This window comes from Cognatitamlana onchidii (assembly GCF_004804355.1).
GTDB classification, from domain to species: domain Bacteria; phylum Bacteroidota; class Bacteroidia; order Flavobacteriales; family Flavobacteriaceae; genus Cognatitamlana; species Cognatitamlana onchidii.
The window spans coordinates 1-22,933 of record NZ_SRWZ01000002.1 but is presented as its reverse complement, the minus strand read 5'-3'; the positions used below and the strand labels follow the sequence as shown (position 1 = coordinate 22,933).

General features: G+C 35.0%; 19 protein-coding genes and 1 tRNA gene. 10 read left to right on the top strand and 10 right to left on the bottom strand.

Annotated elements, in window-relative coordinates:
• Positions 1–174: 174 nt before the first annotated feature.
• Positions 175–1,182, bottom strand: a complete 1,008-nt coding sequence (locus tag E5D58_RS03910) for a 3-oxoacyl-ACP synthase III family protein (protein ID WP_136480540.1) — start codon at positions 1,180–1,182, stop codon at positions 175–177.
• Positions 1,183–1,414: 232 nt separating this feature from the next.
• On the opposite strand from E5D58_RS03910, the gene htpG reads away from it, so the two are divergent.
• From htpG to E5D58_RS03875, 7 genes are all read left to right on the top strand, one after another.
• Positions 1,415–3,325, top strand: coding sequence for a molecular chaperone HtpG (gene htpG, locus E5D58_RS03905; protein ID WP_136480539.1), 1,911 nt, complete (start codon positions 1,415–1,417; stop codon positions 3,323–3,325).
• Between the two features lie 217 nt (positions 3,326–3,542).
• Positions 3,543–4,697 (top strand): iron-containing alcohol dehydrogenase, encoded by a 1,155-nt coding sequence (locus E5D58_RS03900; protein WP_136480538.1) that lies wholly within the window; start codon positions 3,543–3,545, stop codon positions 4,695–4,697.
• A 221-nt stretch (positions 4,698–4,918) separates the two neighbouring features.
• Positions 4,919–5,743 (top strand): FKBP-type peptidyl-prolyl cis-trans isomerase, encoded by an 825-nt coding sequence (locus E5D58_RS15175; RefSeq protein WP_136480537.1) that lies wholly within the window; start codon positions 4,919–4,921, stop codon positions 5,741–5,743.
• A gap of 87 nt (positions 5,744–5,830) precedes the next feature.
• Complete coding sequence (locus E5D58_RS03890) at positions 5,831–7,105, top strand: acyloxyacyl hydrolase (protein WP_136480536.1); 1,275 nt, start codon at positions 5,831–5,833, stop codon at positions 7,103–7,105.
• 35 nt (positions 7,106–7,140) lie between these two features.
• Positions 7,141–7,776 carry an MOSC domain-containing protein gene (locus E5D58_RS03885; RefSeq protein ID WP_136480535.1) on the top strand — a complete coding sequence of 212 codons (636 nt, stop codon included), beginning with the start codon at positions 7,141–7,143 and terminating at the stop codon, positions 7,774–7,776.
• Between the two features lie 41 nt (positions 7,777–7,817).
• Positions 7,818–9,059 (top strand): DEAD/DEAH box helicase, encoded by a 1,242-nt coding sequence (locus E5D58_RS03880; RefSeq protein WP_136480534.1) that lies wholly within the window; start codon positions 7,818–7,820, stop codon positions 9,057–9,059.
• 12 nt (positions 9,060–9,071) lie between these two features.
• Positions 9,072–9,575 (top strand): cupin domain-containing protein, encoded by a 504-nt coding sequence (locus E5D58_RS03875; RefSeq protein WP_136480533.1) that lies wholly within the window; start codon positions 9,072–9,074, stop codon positions 9,573–9,575.
• 7 nt (positions 9,576–9,582) lie between these two features.
• Here E5D58_RS03875 and E5D58_RS03870 read toward each other — a convergent pair whose 3' ends face one another.
• On the bottom strand, positions 9,583–10,248 hold the full coding sequence (locus tag E5D58_RS03870; RefSeq protein WP_136480532.1) for a M15 family metallopeptidase: 666 nt from the start codon (positions 10,246–10,248) through the stop codon (positions 9,583–9,585).
• 38 nt (positions 10,249–10,286) lie between these two features.
• Between E5D58_RS03870 and E5D58_RS03865 the strand changes: the two genes are divergently transcribed.
• From E5D58_RS03865 to E5D58_RS03855, 3 genes are all read left to right on the top strand, one after another.
• On the top strand, positions 10,287–10,880 hold the full coding sequence (locus E5D58_RS03865) for an alpha-ketoglutarate-dependent dioxygenase AlkB family protein (protein WP_136480531.1): 594 nt from the start codon (positions 10,287–10,289) through the stop codon (positions 10,878–10,880).
• A gap of 511 nt (positions 10,881–11,391) precedes the next feature.
• Positions 11,392–12,696, top strand: a complete 1,305-nt coding sequence (locus E5D58_RS03860; RefSeq protein WP_136480530.1) for a DUF819 family protein — start codon at positions 11,392–11,394, stop codon at positions 12,694–12,696.
• Between the two features lie 50 nt (positions 12,697–12,746).
• Positions 12,747–13,445, top strand: a complete 699-nt coding sequence (locus tag E5D58_RS03855; RefSeq protein WP_136480529.1) for a DUF4369 domain-containing protein — start codon at positions 12,747–12,749, stop codon at positions 13,443–13,445.
• Between the two features lie 58 nt (positions 13,446–13,503).
• On the opposite strand, the gene E5D58_RS03850 is transcribed toward E5D58_RS03855, so the two are convergent.
• The 8 genes from E5D58_RS03850 to E5D58_RS03815 all read right to left on the bottom strand — a co-directional run.
• A tRNA-Thr gene (locus tag E5D58_RS03850) sits at positions 13,504–13,577 on the bottom strand.
• Between the two features lie 60 nt (positions 13,578–13,637).
• Positions 13,638–13,907, bottom strand: a complete 270-nt coding sequence (locus E5D58_RS03845; protein ID WP_136480528.1) for a hypothetical protein — start codon at positions 13,905–13,907, stop codon at positions 13,638–13,640.
• 27 nt (positions 13,908–13,934) lie between these two features.
• Entirely contained in the window at positions 13,935–14,948 is a 1,014-nt protein-coding gene (locus E5D58_RS03840) for a type I phosphomannose isomerase catalytic subunit (protein ID WP_235835831.1), read from the bottom strand.
• Positions 14,911–15,318, bottom strand: a complete 408-nt coding sequence (locus tag E5D58_RS03835; protein WP_136480527.1) for a 6-pyruvoyl trahydropterin synthase family protein — start codon at positions 15,316–15,318, stop codon at positions 14,911–14,913. Before E5D58_RS03835 ends, E5D58_RS03840 begins: the two co-directional genes overlap by 38 nt.
• Entirely contained in the window at positions 15,302–15,838 is a 537-nt protein-coding gene (idi, locus tag E5D58_RS03830; protein WP_136480526.1) for an isopentenyl-diphosphate Delta-isomerase, read from the bottom strand. The genes E5D58_RS03835 and idi overlap by 17 nt, the downstream gene beginning before the upstream one ends.
• Positions 15,839–15,951: 113 nt before the next feature.
• A complete protein-coding gene (locus E5D58_RS03825) occupies positions 15,952–17,874 on the bottom strand; it encodes an OmpA family protein (RefSeq protein ID WP_136480525.1) in 1,923 nt (640 codons plus the stop codon).
• A gap of 11 nt (positions 17,875–17,885) precedes the next feature.
• A complete protein-coding gene (locus E5D58_RS03820) occupies positions 17,886–18,818 on the bottom strand; it encodes a PorP/SprF family type IX secretion system membrane protein (protein WP_136480524.1) in 933 nt (310 codons plus the stop codon).
• Between the two features lie 32 nt (positions 18,819–18,850).
• Positions 18,851–22,933 (bottom strand): Calx-beta domain-containing protein (locus E5D58_RS03815; protein ID WP_136480523.1); only part of this gene is annotated, 4,083 nt, incomplete at its 5' end.

Sequence of the window (22,933 nt, the reverse complement as noted above, 5' to 3'; positions counted from 1 at the left end):
TTATATGTTAAAAAACGTTAAATAATATATGTTGATGCAATATTTTGGTTCAAATTGCGTCTAATACATTAAGATTCTTCACTTTAGTGTTAGTTGAAGTTGATTAATAGCTAGAAAAACCCGAAGTGCATGCGCTTCGGGTTTTTTGTATGTGGGTAATAATATTATATTTATTTAACTCCATTTAATAATAGCACTCGCCCAAGTAAAACCGCTTCCAAAAGCAGCTAAAACAACATTATCTCCAGACTTAATCTTTCCCTCTTCCCAAGCCTCAGTAAGTGCAATAATAACAGAAGCCGCTGTAGTGTTGCCGTATTTCATAATATTGTTGAATACTTGATTATTGCTAAGTCCAAACTTTTTTTGAATAAATTGGGCTATCCTAAGATTGGCCTGATGCGGTATTAACATATCAATATCCTCCTTCTTTAACCCATTTTTACTAAGTCCTTCATGAATAACTTCGCTAAATCTAACAACGGCATGCTTAAAAACAAAAGTACCATCCATATAAGGAAAATATGAAATATCCTCTTCTTCAGATTCCAAAATCTCTGGAACCCAATGCGCTATACTTGGTGACTCTACTATCAATTTATCGGCATATTTACCTTCACTATGTAAATGCGTTGATAATATACCTTTGCTACTATCCTCCTCTCTAGATAACACACAGGCTCCTGCTCCATCACCAAAAATAACAGTCACTCCTCTTCCCCTAGTAGTTTTATCCAAACCATTACTATGGTATTCTGCTCCAATAACCAAAACATGCTTATACATTCCTGTCTTTATAAACTGATCGGCGACAGAAATAGCATATACAAAACCAGAACACTGGTTTCTTACATCAAGAGCTCCAACGGTAGGCATATCTAGCATATCTTGAATTTGAACACCACAACCTGGGAAATAATAATCTGGACTCAAAGTTGCAAATACAATAAAATCAATATCATCTTTTGATAATCCAGCGCGTTCAATAGCTATTCTTGCCGCCTTAGCCCCCATAACTGCAGAAGTGTCTTCGCTTCCTTCTTTTATCCATCGACGTTCCTTAATACCTGTTCTTTCCTGAATCCAAGCATCACTAGTATCCATCATTTTAGATAAATCATCATTAGTAACCACATGCTCTGGAACATATTTTCCTAACCCAGTAATTTTTGAATTATACATATCAATGCTGTTTTTAAGGTATAAAAAAGGTTCATTTTGTTGGAGTAACCAAATTACAAAATATTAAATGGAAATTACAATTAATAAAATTCAAAATAACTTATATCAAAAACAAGCCACCGCTAAAAGAACTTAAAACTAGTAAAATATGTCAGTTTGTCACATTTATTCAATTGGCATTTTTGTTGTCTTACAGTCAAACATATCAAAACAATAATAAACATTATATATTATGACAAAAGGAAACATTAATGTATCGGTAGAAAACATCTTCCCTCTCATTAAAAAATTCTTATATAGCGATCACGAAATCTTTTTACGTGAGCTAATTAGTAACGCAACAGATGCTACTTTAAAATTAAAGCACTTAACAAATGTTGGTGAAGCTAAAATAGAATATGGTAATCCACAGATAGAAGTTAAAATTGATAAAGAAGGTAAAAAACTTCACATTATTGATCAAGGTTTGGGGATGACGGCTGAAGAAGTTGAAAAATACATTAACCAAGTAGCCTTTTCTGGTGCTGAGGAATTTTTAGATAAATACAAAGATTCTGCTAAAGATTCAGGAATTATTGGTCACTTTGGTCTTGGTTTTTACTCTGCTTTTATGGTTGCCGAAAAGGTTGAAATCATCACAAAATCTTTTAAAGATGAACCTGCTGCACATTGGAAATGCGATGGTTCTCCAGAGTTCACCTTAGAATCTGCAGAAAAAGCAGATCGCGGTACAGAAATCATTCTTCATATAGCGGAAGATTCAACCGAATTTTTAGAAGAAAGTAGAATTAGTGAACTTTTATTAAAGTATAACAAGTTCATGCCTATTCCTATTAAATTTGGGACCAAAGAGGTTAATGACCCAGAACACGAACCTAAAACTACAAAAGATCAGGACGGAAAAGAAACTACAGAACCGCACAGGCAAATAACGGTTGATAATATTATTAACAATCCTAACCCTGCTTGGACCAAACAACCTTCGGAATTAAAAGATGAAGATTACAGTGGTTTTTACAGAGAATTGTATCCAATGCAGTTTGAAGAACCATTATTTAATATTCATTTGAATGTAGACTACCCATTCAACTTAACAGGAATTTTATATTTCCCTAAGTTGTCTAACGACATGCAAATTCAGAAGGATAAAATTCAACTTTACCAAAATCAAGTATTCGTAACAGATAATGTTGAGGGCATAGTACCAGAATTTTTAACTATGCTTCGTGGAGTTATTGACTCACCAGATATTCCTTTAAACGTTTCGCGTTCATACCTGCAAGCTGATGGTGCAGTTAAAAAAATATCATCTTACATAACGAGAAAAGTTGCAGATAAATTAAAATCGCTATTTAACAATAACCGTGAAGATTTTGAAGCGAAATGGAACGATATCAAAATAGTCATTGAGTATGGAATGCTTTCAGAGGAAAAATTCTTTGAAAAAGCAGATGCCTTTGCCTTATACCCAACTGTAGACGGCAAATATTTTACTTACGAGGAGCTTTACAATAAAATCAAAGCAAAACAAACAGATAAGGATGATAAGCTTGTAATACTTTATGCTTCTGATAAGGATGCGCAACATAGCTATATCGAAGCTGCCAAAGCAAAAGAATATGAAGTACTTTTACTAGATTCTCCAATTGTATCGCACTTAATTCAAAAACTTGAAAGTACTAAGGAAAATATTTCATTTGCTCGTGTGGATGGTGATCATATAGATAATTTGATTAAGAAAGATGACAACACCATTTCTAAGCTTGATGAAGAGCAAAAGAAAGCTTTAGACGAATTATTAAAAGAAGTCATTCCATCTGATAAGTTTATGGTACAACTTGAAGCCATGGATAGTAACGCCAGTCCTTTTATTATTACCCAGCCAGAATTTATGCGTCGAATGAAAGAGATGCAACAAACTGGTGGTGGGGGTATGTTTGGTATGGGTAATATGCCAGAAATGTACAACTTGGTAGTAAACACAAATTCTGAATTGGTAGGTGAAATTATTAACACCAAAACCAAAAAGAAGCAGGAACGCTTAATAAACCAGAGTTTAGATTTAGCTAGATTATCTCAAGGCTTGTTAAAAGGTGAAGAGTTAACAAACTTCATTAAGCGCAGCTACGAAATGATAAAATAAGTTGACGCGCTGAAAATTTCAGCAACCAATATAAATCAAAAACCACTCTGCGAAAACAGGGTGGTTTTTTTGTGAATATGCTTAATATTTTGTTATGATATACATGCTAAAAAATGAAGTTCTTTTTTTTTAGGAACATGACAAAACTCATCTAAAAAAACTAAAACAATTGAGTCATTTGTAGTTCAATAAAGTTAAACCATAAATTATTTGAACTATGTTAGAGAATCGTAGAATATACTTACCCCCATTAAGCTTAATTGGCCCAGGAGCTTTAGATGATTTGGGCGAAGAGTTAAAAACACTTCCATATAAAAAAGCACTATTTGTTACAGACAAGGTTTTAGTACAGATAGGAGTTGCTCAAAAAGTATTAGATGTTGTTGAAGCTTCTAATATAGAAACTGTTGTTTTCGATGACGTACACCCAAATCCAACCGTTAAAAATGTTAACGATGGTTTAGAATTATTAAAAGAAAATGACTGCGATTTCATCCTAACATTAGGAGGTGGCTCGCCACAAGATTGCGGAAAAGCTATTGGAATTTTAGCTACTAACGGAGGAAATATAGAAGACTACGAAGGTATTCACCTATCCCAACATGCATCTTTACCCATAATTGCAATAAATACAACTGCAGGTACAGCTAGTGAGGTAACTATCAATTACGTGATTACTGATGAAGTGAGACACATAAAAATGGTAATGGTCGACAAAAACTGCCTCGTATCTATTGCTGTTAACGACCCTAAATTAATGTTAGATAAACCTGCTGCATTAACCGCTGCAACAGGAATGGATGCGCTAACACATGCCATAGAAACCTACGTTACTAAAGGCGCTTTTGGTTGGTCTGATGCCTTAGCTCTTGAAGCTATAAAGCTAATCTCTCAAAGTTTAGAAAAAGCGGTTGTAGATGGTCAAGATCTTGAGGCAAGAAGCAAAATGGCCTGGGGCCAATTTATTGCTGGACAAGCATTTTCTAATGCTGGACTGGGGTATGTGCACTCTATGGCGCACCAACTAGGTGGTATGTATGACCTCCCTCATGGTGTTGCAAATGCAATTTTATTACCCCATGTAGAACAGTTCAACATCCCTGCATGTGCTCATAAACTAAAAAAAGTAGCAAGAGCCATGGGTGTAGGAGTATTAGAAATGAGCGATACGCAAGGAGCTAATGCCGCCATTGAAGCCATTAAAGCACTATCAAAATCTGTAGGGATACCTTCCGGATTAAAAGAGCTTGGGGTAAAAGAAGAAGACTTTAAGGAAATGGCTAAAAACGCTTTAGCCGATGTTTGTACAGGTGGAAATCCAAGAGCCGTTACACTACAAGACACCATAAACATATATAAAGCGGCCATGTAAAATTAATTCTGTTATGTTAATTAAAAATCTCCAAGTAGTCATTGCGATTTTCTTGGAGTTTTTTTTCGTTAGAGAGTCTTCCATAAAATCAGCAATCAAACCGTACCTAGTTTGAGACCATGTACACATTTGACTTTATGTAATTAAGTGCTAACGTTTAACAAAAAATTATATATTCAATCTTCCAATTTACCATATATTTGCCTGAAATTTTTTAAAGCATGAGACATCTTTTTTTAGCCATATTACTAGTATTAACTTCCTGTAGCAATGATGACAATACGTCTATTGATTACAAAAATCAAAATGATGAAGAAATAAAAAGTTACATTGAGACCAATAATTTAACAGCTACTAAAACAGAATCTGGTCTTTATTACGTTATTGATAATCCAGGAGAAGGTGAAGCACCAACTTTGGCCGACAGGGTGAAAGTAAAATATAAAGGTTATTTAACCGACGGAAGTGTTTTTGACGAAAATCAAGAAGGGTATTCTGTTTGGCTTCAAAGCACTATAATAGGTTGGGCAGAAGGCATTAGTAAATTTAAAGAAGGAGGAAGTGGAAAACTTTTAATTCCAGCACATTTAGGATATGGAAGCAATAATAATAATGCGATTCCTGGTGGCTCTGTACTTATTTTTGATATTGAGTTAATTTATGTGAATTACAAAACCGAAAATGACCTTGAAATCCAGAACTACTTGGCAAATAACAATATAACGGCGACAAAAACCGATTCTGGTCTTTACTATACTATTAATACACCAGGTAGTGGGTTACAACCAACAGAAAATGACAATGTAACTATCGATTATAAAGGCTATTTTACAGATGGGACTGTTTTTAATGAGCTTACAGCTGATATCAGTCTGGATATTCGAACACTTATAGAAGGCTTTGCTGAAGGCATTACTTACTTTAACGAAGGCGCTAAAGGATCTTTAATCATTCCTTCACATCTGGCTTATGGTAATACAGGAACTCCTTCTATTCCAGAAGGGGCGGTTCTTATATTCGACATAGAACTCAAGTCAATTAATTAAATTCTTAGCAACAGTTAAATTTACAGCGGTTATTTTTAGAAACCATTAAACATCACTACTTTAGTTTTTAAACAACTAAACTACAGTATGAAATCATGTTTAAGGTTTATCCTTTGCTTATTTTGTTTCTCGCAAATTAATGGGCAAAGTACTCCCTCAAATAAAAGTGATTTATTCTACAATGCCGAGCTTTATCTTGGTAAGACCTTAGAAGCCAATACCAATTTTCCTGAAACTAGGTTACAGACAGGGTTTATTTTTAGCATGGGTAGTTTAAATAAAAACAATACCGCCGCTTGGGTTAAGCAATTAGGGGTGCCAAAATCAGGGTTTAGCGTGTCCTATACAAATTTTGGAAACAATGCTAAAATAGGAAGTGCTTATTCATTCATACCCTACCTTGAATTTGGTTTATTAAAAAAGAAAACTGATAACTTAAATCTAGCTGTTGGTGTTGGAGGCGCCTATGTTGACACACAATTTAGTAATGAATCCAACCCTTTTAACAGAGCAATTTCTACAAAGTTTAATTGGGCTTTTAGGTCGGTATTATATTATAATGTGCACAAGGCCTCTAGAATGAATTGGAGGCTAGGGCTAGGATATTTTCACCACTCCAACGGGCATACCCGATTGCCAAACCAAGGCCTAAACTCATTGTTGGTAAGTGCATCTGCATTTATACCATCGCAAAAAAAAGCTAAGCACCCTCTCTCTGAACAAGAAAAAAAACATAAAGAACGGAGTAAACAAACATTTATCAATTTTCAAACAGGTATAGGGCAGAACGTGCTTTCTGAATTGGACATTACTAAAAGAGAAGTCTATACGTTCACAGCATCGGCTGGAAAAGTAATAAACAAAACTTTTAAGTTTGGTGGAGGTTTGTATTATCGGTTTTTAGAAGGTTATTATGACTATATTAAAGATGATGGTGAATTGATTTCTGAACAAGTTCCGCACTTTAGGGAAAACCCGTATAAATACGCCACAAATTTTGGGATTTTTGGCAGTGCAGAACTATTACTAAGTCATGTAGGGATTGAATGGAATGTAGGGTTCAATGTTTATAAACCTTTCTATAAAATTGACTATCAATTAAATCAAGGATACTCTTTTTATGATGGCGAAAAAACGGTATTCTTTCTTGCAGAACTAGATTGGTACTATGAAGTTAAAAGAACTGTATCTAGTAAACTAGGATTGAAATACTACATTATAAACACGAACAATTCTCCCGCACATAATACCTTTCTTGGCGTATACATCAATTCAAACCTGGGACAAGCAGATTTTACAGAACTTAGCCTAGGTTATATTTACAGATTTAAATTAAAAGACAGAAAACCTGCAAGAAGGTAAAATTATCTATCTTAGTTTCAAGAAAAACATTTTTTTTGGAAATAGTCTCAACTAATATTGCAAAACCAACGACCATTTTTTGGAATGGTAAAGAGATTAATACAGGTATTTACAAAAACCCAGTTAATGAACCTATTCTATTAGGGAGTCAAGGCGTTCAAGATGATGAAATTGCAGATAGAAAGGTTCATGGCGGAGAATTTAAAGCCTGTTATATATTTTCTGCCGATCACTATAATTATTGGAAATCTTTATACCCTAATTTAGAATGGAACTGGGGCATGTTTGGTGAAAATCTAACTGTATCAAGTCTTAATGAAAAGGAACTTCATATAGGTGACATCTATAAAATTGGTAAAACACTTGTTCAGGTAACACAGCCCCGCGAACCATGCTTTAAATTTGGAGTTAAATTTAATAATCAAAATGTTTTAAACCAGTTTATTGATTACGGATATTCCGGAACCTACGTTCGTATTTTGGAAGAAGGGTATGTAAAAACAGGAGATAAGATAGAACTTGTTGAGAAAGCAAAAAACAGTATTAGTATTTTTCAATTATTCAGTTTATTATTTAGCAAAGACAAAAATAAAGATCATATCAAATTAATAATAGATAACAGCGCGCTTCCAAAGAAAAAACGTGATAAGCTTAAAACCTATTTAAATTAAGGTTGGCTAGTTTGCACTATCTTTGCTACAAATAATCTTACATGTCATTTAAAGACTTAAATTTAAGGCGCCCTATTTTAAGGGCGGTGGCTGAGGCTGGGTACGATAATCCTACCCTAGTTCAAGAAAAAACAATTCCTCTTGTTTTAGAGAAAAACGACATCATTGTTTCTGCGCAAACAGGCACAGGTAAAACTGCAGCATTTGCCTTACCTATTTTACAACTTCTTTTTGACAGACAGGACGTTGCAAAAAAAGGAAAAACTATAAAAGCGCTTATTGTTAGTCCAACCCGTGAGTTAGCCCTTCAAATTGAACAAAACTTCAAAACCTATAGTGTCTATACTAATTTAAGAAGCACAGTAGTTTACGGAGGCACCTCCATTGAACCCCAAAAGGAAATACTTAAAAAAGGAGTAGATATTTTAATTGCTACTCCAGGAAGGCTGTTAGATTTACATAAGCAAGATATTATCAATCTAGATTATGTTGAGACCTTAGTTCTGGATGAAGCAGATTTAATGCTCGATATGGGTTTTATTTATGATGTAAAAAAAATAGAACGCTTGTGTACTAGAGAAAAACAAATTCTACTGTTTTCGGCTACCATTCCATATAAGGTTGAACAATTGGCAAATGCTATACTAACAGGTCCCAAACGCATAGAAGTAGCCAAAAATTCATCTACCTCAACACAGATTAGACAGCTATTATATTATGTCCCAAAACGAAATAAAATTGAGCTCTGCTTACATCTTTTAAGAAACACTATTAGAGGTAATATTATTATTTTTAGACGTACAAAATTTGGTGTTGACAAGTTAGAAAAGACCCTTTTAAAAAATGGATACAACGTAGATAGTATTCATGGAGATAAGAGTCAAACTGCAAGACAAGAGGCTCTAAATAATTTTAAAAAAGGGCACATTAATATTTTAATTGCTACAGACGTTGCTGCCAGAGGTATTGATGTTACTAATTTAGATGCCGTTATTAACTTTGATTTACCTAACATTCCAGAAACCTATGTACATAGAGTTGGTAGAACAGCCAGAGCAGGAAAATCAGGTACTGCATATTCGCTGTGTTCTGCCGATGAAAAAAACTATGTAAAAACCATCCAACAGCTAATTTCCTTGCAACTTGATGTTATGGAGGATCATCCATATCCACTAGACCCCAAAGCAAAACCTGTAATTCACAAATCGAAAAAAACAGGTAGTAAACATAAAAAAGGCCGTAAAAGTGTAGCCTCAAAAAAGAAAAAGAAACGCTGGTACTAAAAGAGTATATCCATGAGTAAAGGAGAAAAAATAGCCAAACAACTTAACCTTTTACCGCATCCCGAGGGAGGTTTTTATCGGGAAACTTATAGAAGTTCAGGAATATTAGATTCTATTAGTTTAGGACCAAGTTTTACTGGAAAAAGAAACTTTTCAACGTGTATATATTTTTTACTAACATCGAATACGTTTTCTGCCTTTCATAAAATTAAGCAAGATGAAATTTGGCATTTTTATAAAGGCGCTCCTATTAAGTTACATATAATAGATACAAAAGGCGCATATAAAAACATCATCATTGGCAATAATTTAAGTAATTATGAAACGCCTCAGTTTATTGTCAATGCTAACAATTGGTTCGCCGCCGAAGTGATGGAATCAAATAGCTATTCCTTACTTGGTTGTACAGTCTCTCCTGGTTTTGATTTTAAGGATTTCGAACTTGCTAATAGAATATCCCTAACAAAAGAATTTCCAGAGCATTCCAGAATTATTGAAAGACTAACAAGAGATTAGTTTCATGTTAATCTATTATAAAATCAAAATAAGTTTTGGGGTATGGCTCGTCTTTTAGCGTAAAATGCCACCACTCTTTCGGATAATTTCTAAAGCCATATTTACTCATAAGGTTTTGAAGCAACTGTCTATTGGCTTTTTGCTTATCAGTAATATTATCGTAATTTACCCAAGAAACTTCTCCAAAAAAGTCAAATGGACTCCCCATATCCAAAGGTTTCCCAGTATTTCCATCTATAATAGTTAAATCTACTGTACTTCCCCTACTATGTCCAGATTTACTAGCTATATAACCCTTTTCAAAGAGGTTTCTTTTTTTTACATCAGGATAAAACATAGGTTTTTTAATCGTATCGTGCAAAGCTCTTGCCCATCTAACAAAATGATTTACGGATCTTTGCGGCCTATAGCCATCATAAACCATTAAACATAAATTTTGGTCTTGTAAAGCTTCATGTACTAACTTCAGTGCCTCCGCGGTTTCAGTGGTAAGTATTAATCTATTTGATTGATAGCCATCTATTGGTTTACCAACAAAATTGTTTGATGAAAAATAACGTAAGTCTACATCCATATCTGGGATAACATCTTTAACATAAGAAAAGCCATCTGGTATTTGACCAGTAACATTCTCAAAACATAAAGACATAAAAAAGATTAGTATATACCTCATAAAACTTATAATTGTGCTAATTTAGAAAATAAAAGAACATGCTATTTGAAACACCATTAAATTTAGATTTAAAGGATGCTACTCTGGTTTATTATTCAAACTTTTTCAGTAAAAAAAAGTCCGATTTCTATTTTAGTGATTTAATAAAAACCATAAAATGGCAACACGATAGTATAACCGTTTTTGGAAAATCATATTTACAACCTAGGCTTACCGCTTTTTTTGCAAGCAACAATAAACCATATAAATACAGTAACATTACAATGACTCCTTCGCCATTTAAAAACAGTCTGTTAGAGATTAAAAAGACTGTAGAAAAAAAGCAGCGTACCGAATTTACAAGTTGTTTAGCAAACTTATATAGAGATGGACAAGATAGTAATGGCTGGCATGCCGATAACGAAAAAGAGTTAGGCCACACTCCTTTAATTGCTTCTGTTTCCTTGGGATCTGAAAGAGTTTTTAAACTAAAACATAGATATGACAAAACTCGAAAAGCAAGCATTGTTTTAGAACATGGCAGCCTCTTGATAATGAAGGGAAACACTCAAAAGTATTGGTTGCATCAAATCCCTAAAACAAAAAAACCGATAGGACCACGTATTAATTTAACATTTAGAATTATTGCATAAAAAAAACCGAGTTCCCTCAAACTCGGTTTCCTTTCAATTTGCTTTTTAATATTATGATGCTAGATTTGGGGTCTCCTCATCAACAACATAATGCAAATATTAATTAATTAATCCATTGAACTAAAAAGTGTGTTATTTAGTACACTTCAAATATAGAATTATTTAAAATATAAAAACGATTAAAAGCTATTATATTCGATGAAATACACTTTTTTTTAACATTTCACGTTGATTTCACCGATATTATCGACCAAAGGCACCTAAAAGGTTGTTTTTATCATCGTGAAAAACACCTACTTTTAATCATTAAAACTAAAAAAGCACCCTTATTTAAGGGTGCTTTTTACTAACTAACCAACCAAAATATGTATTACAATTATAAAGTTTAAAGTAACCACTCGATAAACCTATTAAAAATTGCAATCAATTATTAAATCGCAAAAGTCATGCCAAACAAACATTGGAAGCCTTTATCTTTTTCATATATTGTCTTTTTATTTGAAATACCTATATGAATAATCAACCTTTATTTACACAGGACACTATAATGTTTGGTCTTCTCATGCTTTCCTTAGGGTTTGTATTTTACACCTCAACAAGTTCTAATACCTTATGGAAAAAATTCTATAAATATATTCCAGCATTGCTTATGGCCTACATGGTTCCTGGGACATTAACCACCCTTGGAATTATTGCTCCCGAATGGACCGTTGTTAATGAATCTGGAGAAACAGTAACGCATCATTCACAAATCTATTACTTAGCCAGTAGATTTTTATTACCTGCTGCTCTTGTCCTCATGACTTTGAGTATTGATTTAAAAGCCATATTCAATCTAGGACCAAAAGCACTTATTATGTTTTTAACTGGGACTATTGGCGTAATCATTGGAGGTCCTATTGCCATATTAATAATTTCAGCTATCTCTCCAGAAACTGTTGGAGGTGTAGGACCTAACGCTGTATGGAGAGGACTAGCCACTTTAGCAGGTAGCTGGATTGGAGGAGGTGCAAACCAAGCTGCCATGCTTGAAATTTATGAGTATAATACTAAAAATTATGCTGGCATGGTTATCGTGGATATTGTAGTAGCTAATATTTGGATGGCTATTTTACTATTGGGTATTGGAAAATCGGATAAAATTGACGCATGGCTAAAAGCCGACAATAGTGCCATTGAAACTTTAAAAGAGCGCGTGTCTTCTTATGCTAATAAGATTTCTAGAAGTCCTACTTTAGCTGATTATATGATTATTCTGGGCATAGCATTTGCGGTTGTCGGTTTATCACATTATGGTGCCAATTCGCTATCAGTATTTTTAAAATCAAATTTTGATGCTATAAACGATAAATCCTCTACCATGTCATCTTTTGGCTCCCAGTTTTTTTGGATGATAACCATAGCAACAGCATTAGGCATATTACTTTCTTACACAAAGCTCAAACAATACGAAGGGGCTGGCGCAAGTAAAATAGGCAGTGTTTTTATTTATATTTTGGTTGCTAGTATTGGTATGAAAATGGATCTTACCACGGTAACAGAAAATCCAGGTTTAATTGTTGTGGGATTAGTGTGGATGAGTATTCATGTTTCTTTACTGCTCTTAGTGGCTAAAATTATTAAAGCTCCCTATTTTTTCTTAGCTGTTGGAAGCAAAGCAAACATTGGAGGTGCGGCCTCAGCTCCGGTTGTTGCCTCTGCATTTCATCCGTCGCTTGCAACGGTAGGTGTGCTTCTCGCAGTATTTGGATATGTTGTGGGAACCTATGGTGCTATGCTGTGCGCAGAACTTATGAAAATTGCGTCAGGAGGTTAGCTTTTATTTAATAATTATATGATATTTGCCTTCAAAATTTATTATTCTTGATGAAAAAAATTATTTCCGTATTTGTTGTTCTAATTGCAATGTCTTGCTCTACTAAATCAAATAATTTAACCGTAAAAGTTGATGTAAAGGGATTAAAAAAAGGTATCATATACTTAAAGAAGATTAAAGACACCTCCTTAGTTACGGTAGACTCAGTTGTTGTTAACGGCAATTCAAATTTTGAACTCCATGGACATGTTGAATCCCCTGAAATGTTCTTTCTTTATTTAGATAAAAATAGCTCTGAAAAAGATAGAATCAGTTTTTTTGCTGATAAAGGCATTACAGAAATAAACACTTCTTTGAAAAACTTTGCTTTTGATGCTAAAATTAAAGGTTCTAAGCAACAAAAAGTATTTGAAGAGTATCAAACCTTTATTTCAAAAAGTAACAATAGAAACCTCGACTTACTCAAAGAAGCTTTCGATGCAAAGAAAAATAATGATACGATTAAATTAAAAGCTATAGAAAAAGAGCAAAGTGGAGCTTTAAGAAGAAAGTACTTATACATCGTTAATTTTGCAATTAATAATAACGATAGCGAGGTATCTCCATACCTAGCTCTTTCAGAGATCTACGATGCTAGAATTGAGTTGTTAGATACGATAAACCAATCGTTAACTCCAGAAGTAAAAAATTCTAAATACGGTAAAGAACTAGAAAGGTTTATTAATGAAATTAAACAAGAATCCAAATAAAACTGGTGCTAGAATACAAGTAAAAAAAAGCTTCGCTAATTGCGAAGCTTTTTTTTTGAGCCGATGGAGGGACTCGAACCCACGACCTGCTGATTACAAATCAGCTGCTCTAGCCAGCTGAGCTACATCGGCGTTTTAACGGGTGCAAATATAATATCTAAAACAATATTTGCAAGACCTCCGTTAAAAAAATTATCCTAACTTATTAATTTTATCAATTAGAGCTTTTCCTTTTTCCTCTAACTCATTATTAATAGCCTTAAAATGCGCTTTAGGGTTGTCTATGTTTTTAGCATTTACCTTAGCAATTAATTCATCAAAAGTTTCAATGGCTTCATCGATAATGGCTTCACTTGCTTTGGTATCCTTATCTGTATTGGAATATTCCCAAACATAAACAGCTTCAATAATATCGCCCAATACATAATTTATATCCTTTTTTAAATCTCTAACATTTGCCATAATTTCTTATTTAATTTGATTACAAAACTACACATAAACTTCTAATAGTGTAGCTTTTTTAGTATTAATTTCATAGTCATCAATCACTGCAGGCAGCAGCACAGTTTCTCCAGTTTTTAAACGCTCCTTTACGTTATTTGCTGAAATAGAAACCTCTCCATCTACACATATATATATTACAAATGAACCTGTATGATTCTTTTTAGTCAATGTTTTTGTTAAGCTTAAATAATTAGTTGTAAAATAAGGACAAGTTACCATCTCGTTAGACTTGTTTTGAGTTCGTAAATAATCAACTCTAAAATTATCTGGCATATCAAAATCAAAGGCATCAATAGCTAAATCATTGTGAAGCTCTCTTTCCTTGCCATAATCATCCACCCGATCCCAATCATAAACGCGGTAAGTGATATCACTAACTTGCTGAATTTCAGCAACCATAACACCAGCTCCAATAGCATGAACCCTACCTGCCTCTATGAAATACGTATCACCTTTTTTTACCATATCAAAATTTACGATATCCGTAAGTGTTTTGTTTTCAAGATGACTTAGGTATTTCTCCTTTGTCATTTTTTGATTAAAACCCACTATTAAATTCGAATCTTCATCGGCTTGCATGACATACCACATCTCCGTCTTCCCAAAAGAATTGTGTCGCTTTGATGCTAATGCATCATTAGGGTGTAATTGAATAGACAAGTCTTTTTTGGCATCGATAAACTTAATTAATAAGGGAAACTTATTTTTAAAAATCCTATAGTTCTGTAGACCTAAAATATCCTTTCCAAAAATCTCTACTAAATCTTTCAATGTTTTACCTTTTAATGGTCCATTTATAACCACTGAGGTGTCCCCATCAAGATCACTAATCTCCCAACTCTCACCAATAGTATTAGATTCTGAAGCTTTATTGAGAATCGTTTTTAATTTTTGTCCGCCCCAAATTTTTTCTTTTAAAATAGGCTTAAACTTTAGAGGGTAGAAACTGCTTTTCTTATTGCTATCCGGCATAGGTAACAAAATTTCTGGGGGTTTCATAAAGCGTAATTTCTAAGTCTAAAGACTCAGAAATTTTTGGTTTAATTTTGTTATAAATAACCACGGCAATGTTTTCCGCAGTTGGATTTAGGTCTTTAAACTCTGCCACTTCAAGATTTAAATTTTTATGATCAAAGGTCTCTTCCACTTGTGTCTTAATGATATCTTTTAAAACCTTCATATCTATAACATAACCTGTATCCTTATTAATAGTTCCAGTCACACTCACAATTAGCTCATAGTTATGCCCATGAAAATTAGGATTGTTGCATTTCCCAAAAACTTCATCATTTTTTTCAAAACTCCAGTCTTTTCTATACAATCTATGAGCTGCATTAAAATGTGCCCGCCTACTAACTTTCACTTTCATGATTTAAATTTATATATTCATAAAACTTATCAAAAATTACTTTAAACCATTCTGTATATAGCTTTGGATATTTGGAGATATCCGATTTTACCATCTCCAGCGGCATCCATTTCCAATTAGCTACTTCATCTAGATTAATTTTAGGTTCTCCATTATAAGTACCTAGTAAAACATGATCTAATTCATGCTCTGTTAAACCATTATCAAAAGGAGCTTTGTAGATAAAGGATATTGACTCCTTAAGATCTACTACAAAACCCATTTCTTCCTGTAATCTTCGCTTTCCTGCATCAATATTAGATTCACCTTCTCTTTGATGACTACAGCATGTGTTAGTCCATAATCCAGGAGAATGGTACTTATCTAAAGCGCGCTGCTGAAGCATCAATTCATTCTTATTATTAAAAATAAACACTGAAAAAGCACGATGTAATACTGCCTTTTCATGCGCCTCTAACTTAGGCATAAGACCAATTTGCTCATCCTTTTCATTTACAAGGATAACTTTTTCTTCTTCCATAGATGAACAAAAATACAAACAAAATATAAAATTGCTTAAACTCCTTAATAAATAAAACAAAAAAAGTGCCTTAATATTTAGGCACTTTGTAAAGTTATAAACTCCTTTTAAAACTAATTTTCGATAATAATAAACTCACTACGCCTATTAGCTTGATGTTCTTTTCTAGTACAATACACGCCGTCTTTACAATGGTTAGTTAATTGAGACTCGCCATAGCCTTTTCCTGTTAACCTTTCAGGAGAAATGTTTCCATGTTTAATTAAATAGTTTTTGGTTCGTTCGTTTCTTTTATTGGACAGACCAATGTTATACTTTTTTGTCCCTCTAGAATCTGTATGCGACCGAATATCAACTTTTACAGTAGGAAACCTATCCATATAACCAATTACTTTGGTTAATTCGCCTTTAGCGTCTTTTCTTATAATAGCTTTATCAAAATCGTAATAAATCGGATTTAAACTAAGTAACTCACTAAGATCTGTTCCTACTGGAGCTGGAATAGCTTCAAGTTCTACAGTCACATGCGAGGTTTGGCTAACATTCGAAACGATGGTGAAATCTATAAAATTATCATAATAACCATCTTTCCTTCCTTCAATGAGATAGGTCTGTTTTAAACAGTCTAGATTATATATAAAAAGACCTGCTTCATTAGTTTTTAATGATACCAAAACATTTTTATCTTCATCGTACAAAACAATATTAGCATTGGCCAAAACCTCTTTTGAGTATTTATCGATCGCAATACCTTCAAGGATGGGTTTACATTCAGGAACTGTGAAACTATATATATCATCATCACCTTGTCCTCCTATACGATTAGACGAAACATATCCTTGACCTGTATCTTCATATATAACATAGCCAAAATCATCTTTTGGACTATTAATGGGTCTTCCTACATTTTTTACTTCTGATGCCCCAATGGCTTTTACGTCGATTTTAAACACATCTAACCCTCCAAGCCCAACATGTCCATCTGAAGCGAAATAAAGTATATCCTTATCGCTAATAAAAGGAAAATTTTCCCTGCCCTCCGTATTAATTTTATTACCCAAATTAACTGGGGTCCCGAAGGTCCCATCATCATTAATATCTACCACATACAAATCAGAACTTCCAAAACTTCCGGGCATATCTGAGGAAAAATAGAGTTTCTTTTCATCAATACTTAATGCTGGATGTGCTACATTGTACTCTTTACTATTAAATGGTAATGGTTTAATATTTGTCCATTCTCCATTAACCAAATCCGCTCTAAAAATTTGCAAAACATGAGCATTTTTACTGCTTTTCTTGAACTTACCCTTGTAATAGTTATTACGTGTAAAATAAAGTGTTTTACCATCTCTTGAATAAGCTGCAGACGATTCATGATATTTACTATTAATGTCTTCGCTCAACTCTTCTACTTTATTCAAAGAATCTATTGAAAATAGATTTAAAAAAGGTTGCCCGTTCCAACCGTACAACTTTTCATCAGTATCTCGCGATGATGCAAAAATTAGTTTTCCATTATGCGTGGAGACTCCAAAATCAGAAAAAGCCGTATTTACTTTTAAACTCTTTAAATCGAATGTTTTAGACACTTTATTTATGTCCCGTAAATAATTAGAATGATTGGAAAATGACTTGGATCTTAGATCTTCTGGGTTTGCAGCCACAAAATCCTCCATTAACTTATCAGCTTCGTTATACTTCTCTTGCGCTTTTAAAGCATGAACATATCTAAAATAGTTTTCAGCTTTCAGTGAATCTACCTCCTCTCTTTCTTCTCTAGAACTTAACAATTCTTCATACCATTTGGAGGCATCTTCCATTTCTCCGTTAAAGTAATATACGTTTGCTAATTTCTCGATAATATCTGAAGAGGCATTCGGTCTGTAAGCCAGATTTAATAATGTCTCCTTAGATTCATCATACTGCAGATTATTATATTTTTTCGTAACACTCTTTATTTTCCCCATTTGAGAGAAAGCACTAAAACCAAAGGAAATAGAACAGAGTATAATTAAGTATATTTTTAGTTTCATATCTTCTTGTTTTAAAAGAATCGTGGCGAAATAATTTTACCTATTTGCGATAATTCAAATCTTAGCAAGACCTCGTGAGATCCACTATTATAATTATTTAGAGCTGTAGTGGTTGAATCATAAGCATATCCAACAAAAAACTGCTCACTCACTTGAAAACCAACCAAACCACTAATAGCATCATTCCATCTGTATGCCAAACCTAAGGTAAATTTCTCATTAAATAAGGCATTTACGGACAAATCAGCTATTAGAGGAGCTCCAGAGACCCCTTTAAGCATAAACGCTGGTTTCAATTTTATGCTACTGTTCAAATCAAAAACATAACCTCCAATAAGAAACATATGGAGTTTTTCTGTTGCTAATGACTCTTTAAAATCATCATAATGCGTCGTCGTCAGTACATTTGGAACAGACAACCCCAAATACCACTTATCTGAATGCAAATACACCCCAGCACCTATTGTTGGAGATATTAAATTTACGTTTTCATTAAACACCACGTCAGGATTTTGGAATATTCCTTTACTCCAGTCGGTATCTAAAAAATGTAACCCTGCTTTGGCTCCGAAAGACAACTCAAGATCCCCGTAATAATCTACGGGAATGGTATATGATACATTGGCATCTAAATAAGTTTCTTTAGCCGGTCCAATCTCATCGCTAACAACATTTAAACCTAAACCTATCCGTTCATTGTTTAATGGTGAATGAATTCCAAAAGTTATTGTCCTTGGTGCGCCTTCAATACCCACCCATTGAGCTCTATATAAAGCAGTGGCACTTAATACATCTCTTTGACCTGCGTAAGCTGCATTCACACTCATAGTATTATACATATACTGTGTATATTGAGGATCTTGTTGTGCATGTAAACCACAGCTTAATAGCGAAATAAACACTACCAAAATTGCCTCTTTTATGAATGATGCTTTTTCTATCATCTCTTTAAATTCGTTTTGCCACTAACTTTTAATTACCTATTTATATACAACCAGCCCACTTTTGGTTCTGAACCATTGCCCAAATCTAGCACATAATAATACGTTCCTACAGGTAATTCCTCCTGAGCGTTGAAAGTAGCTCTACCGTTTGAAATACCTCCCCAGTCATTTTTATAGTTTCTTGCTTTATAAACTATATTACCCCAACGGTTATAAACCTCCAAACTATTATTTGGATAATCTTCAATACAATTTATTACTAATGTATCGTTAATGCCATCACCATTAGGTGAAAACTCGTTAAAAATTAACAAACAACCTAGTACCGTAACAGTTGAATCATCCAGAATATTGCCATCAAAATCATCACCATTATCACTAACATCAGATATCTCTGTTAAATAATTACTCTCAAGAGCTGTGGCAATAACGCTATTTGACACCCCTCCAGAATTGATAGCTTGTTGGTCTATTATAAAACTTGCGTCATAAATTGCGATTTCTCCAGGTAATAGACTCCCCTCTGCACTATCAAAACTAGAACTAACAAAACTTGGCCCACTAGTCAAATCTATTGGAATGCCCTGGGCATTCATAAAGATATCTTCCAGTTGAAGATCAATTATTTCAACATTTCCAGTATTCTCAATTTCAATTGTATAATTAATTCTGTCTCCTATATCTTCTCCCAATACATCTGCTAATTTAGTTACTTCAATACTTGCAACACAATTAACAGGCGATGTAACCGGTAAAGTAATACTTGTTCCGAAAAAACTACATGGATTATCAATATCCGTCCCATCGGCTATTTCATCCCCATTTGTAACCCCATCACCATCGCAATCTCCTAAAGGATTAGATAAACAATCGGTAATGGTTACCTCGCCACTAGTATCCGTATTTACCGTATTTCCACTAGTTACTGTTCCCGATACCGTAAAGGTCTCATCTCCTTCAGAGATAGTATCATCAATAATTGGAATCGATACAGTCGTGCTTAAACTTCCTGATGGGATGGTGATTGTTGTGGTCGTACTCGTGTAATCTAATGAATCCGCTGTACCATCACTCGTAACAATATCTATAGACGTGTCTACACTACTTGCTACATCAATACTAGCCGTTACCGTGACACTGCCTCCATCTTCTGCTATACTCTCATCACTAATAATAAATGTTGGAGTTGCTTCATTATCTAGTATCGTTACCTCGCCACTTGGATCGGTATTAACCGTGTTCCCACTGGTCACTGTTCCCGATACCGTAAAGGTCTCGTCCGGCTCATCTATTAAATCATCTATAATAGAAATAGATACCGTCGTACTTAAATCTCCTGCTGGTATGGTGATCGTTGTGGTGGTTGCTGTGTAATCTGATCCTGATACTGCTGTACCATCACTAGTCACTATATCGATAGTCGTATCTACACTACTTGCAACATCTAAACTTGCCGTTACATCTACTGATCCTGCATCCTCATCTACGGACTCGTCAGAGAGACTTACCGTTGGCGTGGGCTCATTATCTAGTATCGTAACCTCGCCACTTGGATCGGTATTAACCGTGTTCCCACTGGTCACTGTTCCTGATACTGTAAAGGTCTCATCTGGCTCATCTATTAAATCATCTATAATAGAAATAGATACCGTCGTACTTAAATCTCCTGCTGGTATAGTGATCGTAGTGGTGGTTGCTGTGTAATCTGATCCTGATACTGCTGTACCATCACTAGTAACTATATCGATAGTCGTGTCTACACTACTTGCAACATCTAAACTTGCCGTTACATCTACTGATCCTGCATCCTCATCTACGGACTCGTCAGAGAGACTTACCGTTGGTGTAGGCTCATTATCTAGTATCGTAACCTCGCCACTAGCATCCGTGTTTACCGTGTTCCCACTGGTCACTGTTCCCGATACCGTAAAGGTCTCGTCCGGCTCATCTATTAAATCATCTATAATAGAAATAGATACCGTCGTACTTAAATCTCCTGCTGGTATGGTGATCGTTGTGGTGGTTGCTGTGTAATCTGATCCTGATACTGCTGTACCATCACTAGTAACTATATCGATAGTTGTATCTACACTACTTGCAACATCTAAACTTGCCGTTACATCTACTGATCCTGCATCCTCATCTACGGACTCGTCAGAGAGACTTACCGTTGGCGTGGGCTCATTATCTAGTATCGTTACCTCGCCACTAGCATCCGTGTTTACCGTGTTCCCACTGGTCACTGTTCCCGATACCGTAAAGGTCTCGTCTGGCTCATCTATTAAATCATCTATAATAGAAATAGATACCGTCGTACTTAAATCTCCTGCTGGTATGGTGATCGTAGTGGTGGTTGCTGTGTAATCTGATCCTGATACTGCTGTACCATCACTAGTCACTATATCGATAGTTGTATCTACACTACTTGCAACATCTAAACTTGCCGTTACATCTACTGATCCTGCATCCTCATCTACAGATTCGTCAGAGAGACTTACCGTTGGCGTTGGCTCATTATCTAGTATCGTAACCTCGCCACTTGGATCGATATTAACTGTATTACCACTGGTCACTGTTCCGGATACCGTAAAGGTCTCATCTGGCTCATCTATTAAATCATCTATAATAGAAATAGATACCGTCGTACTTAAATCTCCTGCTGGTATGGTGATCGTTGTGGTGGTTGCTGTGTAATCTGATCCTGATACTGCTGTACCATCACTAGTCACTATATCGATAGTCGTGTCTACACTACTTGCTACATCTAAACTTGCCGTTACATCTACTGATCCTGCATCCTCATCTACGGACTCGTCAGAGAGACTTACCGTTGGCGTGGGCTCATTATCTAGTATCGTTACCTCGCCACTAGCATCCGTGTTTACCGTGTTCCCACTGGTCACTGTTCCCGATACCGTAAAGGTCTCGTCCGGCTCATCTATTAAATCATCTATAATAGAAATAGATACCGTCGTACTTAAATCTCCTGCTGGTATGGTGATCGTTGTGGTGGTTGCTGTGTAATCTGACCCTGATACTGCTGTACCATCACTAGTCACTATATCGATAGTCGTATCTACACTACTTGCAACATCTAAACTTGCCGTTACGGTGACACTGCCTCCATCTTCTGCTATACTCTCATCACTAATAATAAATGTTGGTAAAACACAATCAGTAGGAGCTGCTACAAACAAATCAATAGTACATCCATTCAAAATAGCTGTCAGCGTAACATCTGAATTTACATTAATATTGGTTACTGTATCTAATAAATTATCCACAATTCCTTCTGTAGAAGTTACTGTCCCATTAGTATTAAACGAAATACTATATGTTAATCCATCTGCAGAACAAATAGTACTTATAAATGTTAAAATAGGCAATGGATTTACAATGACATCCACTTGTGTTGCTAAACTCTCACATCCATTTGTATTTGTTTGTGTTACATATACCGTTTCTGTACCTACCAATCCACTTGGAGAAAATGTATCATCATTGTCAATTATAGTATTCAATCCTGAATCACTATACCATGTAAAACTGGATCCAACTAATCCCGTTGCTGTAATATCTAATATAGCATCTCCATCACAATAAGACGCTCCACTTGCAGTTGGTGGAACTGGTATAGTTATATCTTCTGTGATGGTCACAGTATCGGTAGCCACACAGCCATTGTCCGCATCGGTTACGGTTAAGGTATAGACCCCTGCTGCACTGATTGTTGGCGTGGCTGTATTAGCACCACTGTCTATCGTACCTCCTGTCCAAGCATAGCTTAATGCCCCTTGACCACTAGAGCCTGTGCCATCTAAAACTAAGGTCGTTACCGCACAGGTTAGTTCTGCTGTTGTGCCTGCATCTGCTGTAGGGGCTAAGATATCTTCTGTGATCGTCACAGTGTCGGTAGCCACACAGCCATTGTCCGCATCGGTTACGGTTAAGGTATAGACCCCTGCTGCACTGATTGTTGGCGTGGCTGTATTAGCACCACTGTCTATCGTACCTCCTGTCCAAGCATAGCTTAATGCCCCTTGACCACTAGAGCCTGTGCCATCTAAAACTAAGGTCGTTACCGCACAGGTTAGTTCTCCTGTTGTGCCTGCATC

Bases quoted from the DNA above. Each gene is read 5' to 3' on its own strand.
- E5D58_RS03825 (WP_136480525.1), bottom strand. From the start codon at position 17,874: ATGAAACTAAAAATATACTTAATTATACTCTGTTCTATTTCCTTTGGT.
- E5D58_RS03845 (WP_136480528.1), bottom strand. From the start codon at position 13,907: ATGGCAAATGTTAGAGATTTAAAAAAGGATATAAATTATGTATTGGGC.
- E5D58_RS03890 (WP_136480536.1), top strand. From the start codon at position 5,831: ATGAAATCATGTTTAAGGTTTATCCTTTGCTTATTTTGTTTCTCGCAA.
- idi (WP_136480526.1), bottom strand. From the start codon at position 15,838: ATGGAAGAAGAAAAAGTTATCCTTGTAAATGAAAAGGATGAGCAAATT.
- E5D58_RS03910 (WP_136480540.1), bottom strand. From the start codon at position 1,182: ATGTATAATTCAAAAATTACTGGGTTAGGAAAATATGTTCCAGAGCAT.
- E5D58_RS03820 (WP_136480524.1), bottom strand. From the start codon at position 18,818: ATGATAGAAAAAGCATCATTCATAAAAGAGGCAATTTTGGTAGTGTTT.
- E5D58_RS15175 (WP_136480537.1), top strand. From the start codon at position 4,919: ATGAGACATCTTTTTTTAGCCATATTACTAGTATTAACTTCCTGTAGC.
- E5D58_RS03870 (WP_136480532.1), bottom strand. From the start codon at position 10,248: ATGAGGTATATACTAATCTTTTTTATGTCTTTATGTTTTGAGAATGTT.
- E5D58_RS03875 (WP_136480533.1), top strand. From the start codon at position 9,072: ATGAGTAAAGGAGAAAAAATAGCCAAACAACTTAACCTTTTACCGCAT.
- E5D58_RS03900 (WP_136480538.1), top strand. From the start codon at position 3,543: ATGTTAGAGAATCGTAGAATATACTTACCCCCATTAAGCTTAATTGGC.
- E5D58_RS03835 (WP_136480527.1), bottom strand. From the start codon at position 15,318: ATGAAAGTGAAAGTTAGTAGGCGGGCACATTTTAATGCAGCTCATAGA.
- E5D58_RS03880 (WP_136480534.1), top strand. From the start codon at position 7,818: ATGTCATTTAAAGACTTAAATTTAAGGCGCCCTATTTTAAGGGCGGTG.
- htpG (WP_136480539.1), top strand. From the start codon at position 1,415: ATGACAAAAGGAAACATTAATGTATCGGTAGAAAACATCTTCCCTCTC.
- E5D58_RS03860 (WP_136480530.1), top strand. From the start codon at position 11,392: ATGAATAATCAACCTTTATTTACACAGGACACTATAATGTTTGGTCTT.
- E5D58_RS03865 (WP_136480531.1), top strand. From the start codon at position 10,287: ATGCTATTTGAAACACCATTAAATTTAGATTTAAAGGATGCTACTCTG.
- E5D58_RS03855 (WP_136480529.1), top strand. From the start codon at position 12,747: ATGAAAAAAATTATTTCCGTATTTGTTGTTCTAATTGCAATGTCTTGC.
- E5D58_RS03840 (WP_235835831.1), bottom strand. From the start codon at position 14,948: ATGAAACCCCCAGAAATTTTGTTACCTATGCCGGATAGCAATAAGAAA.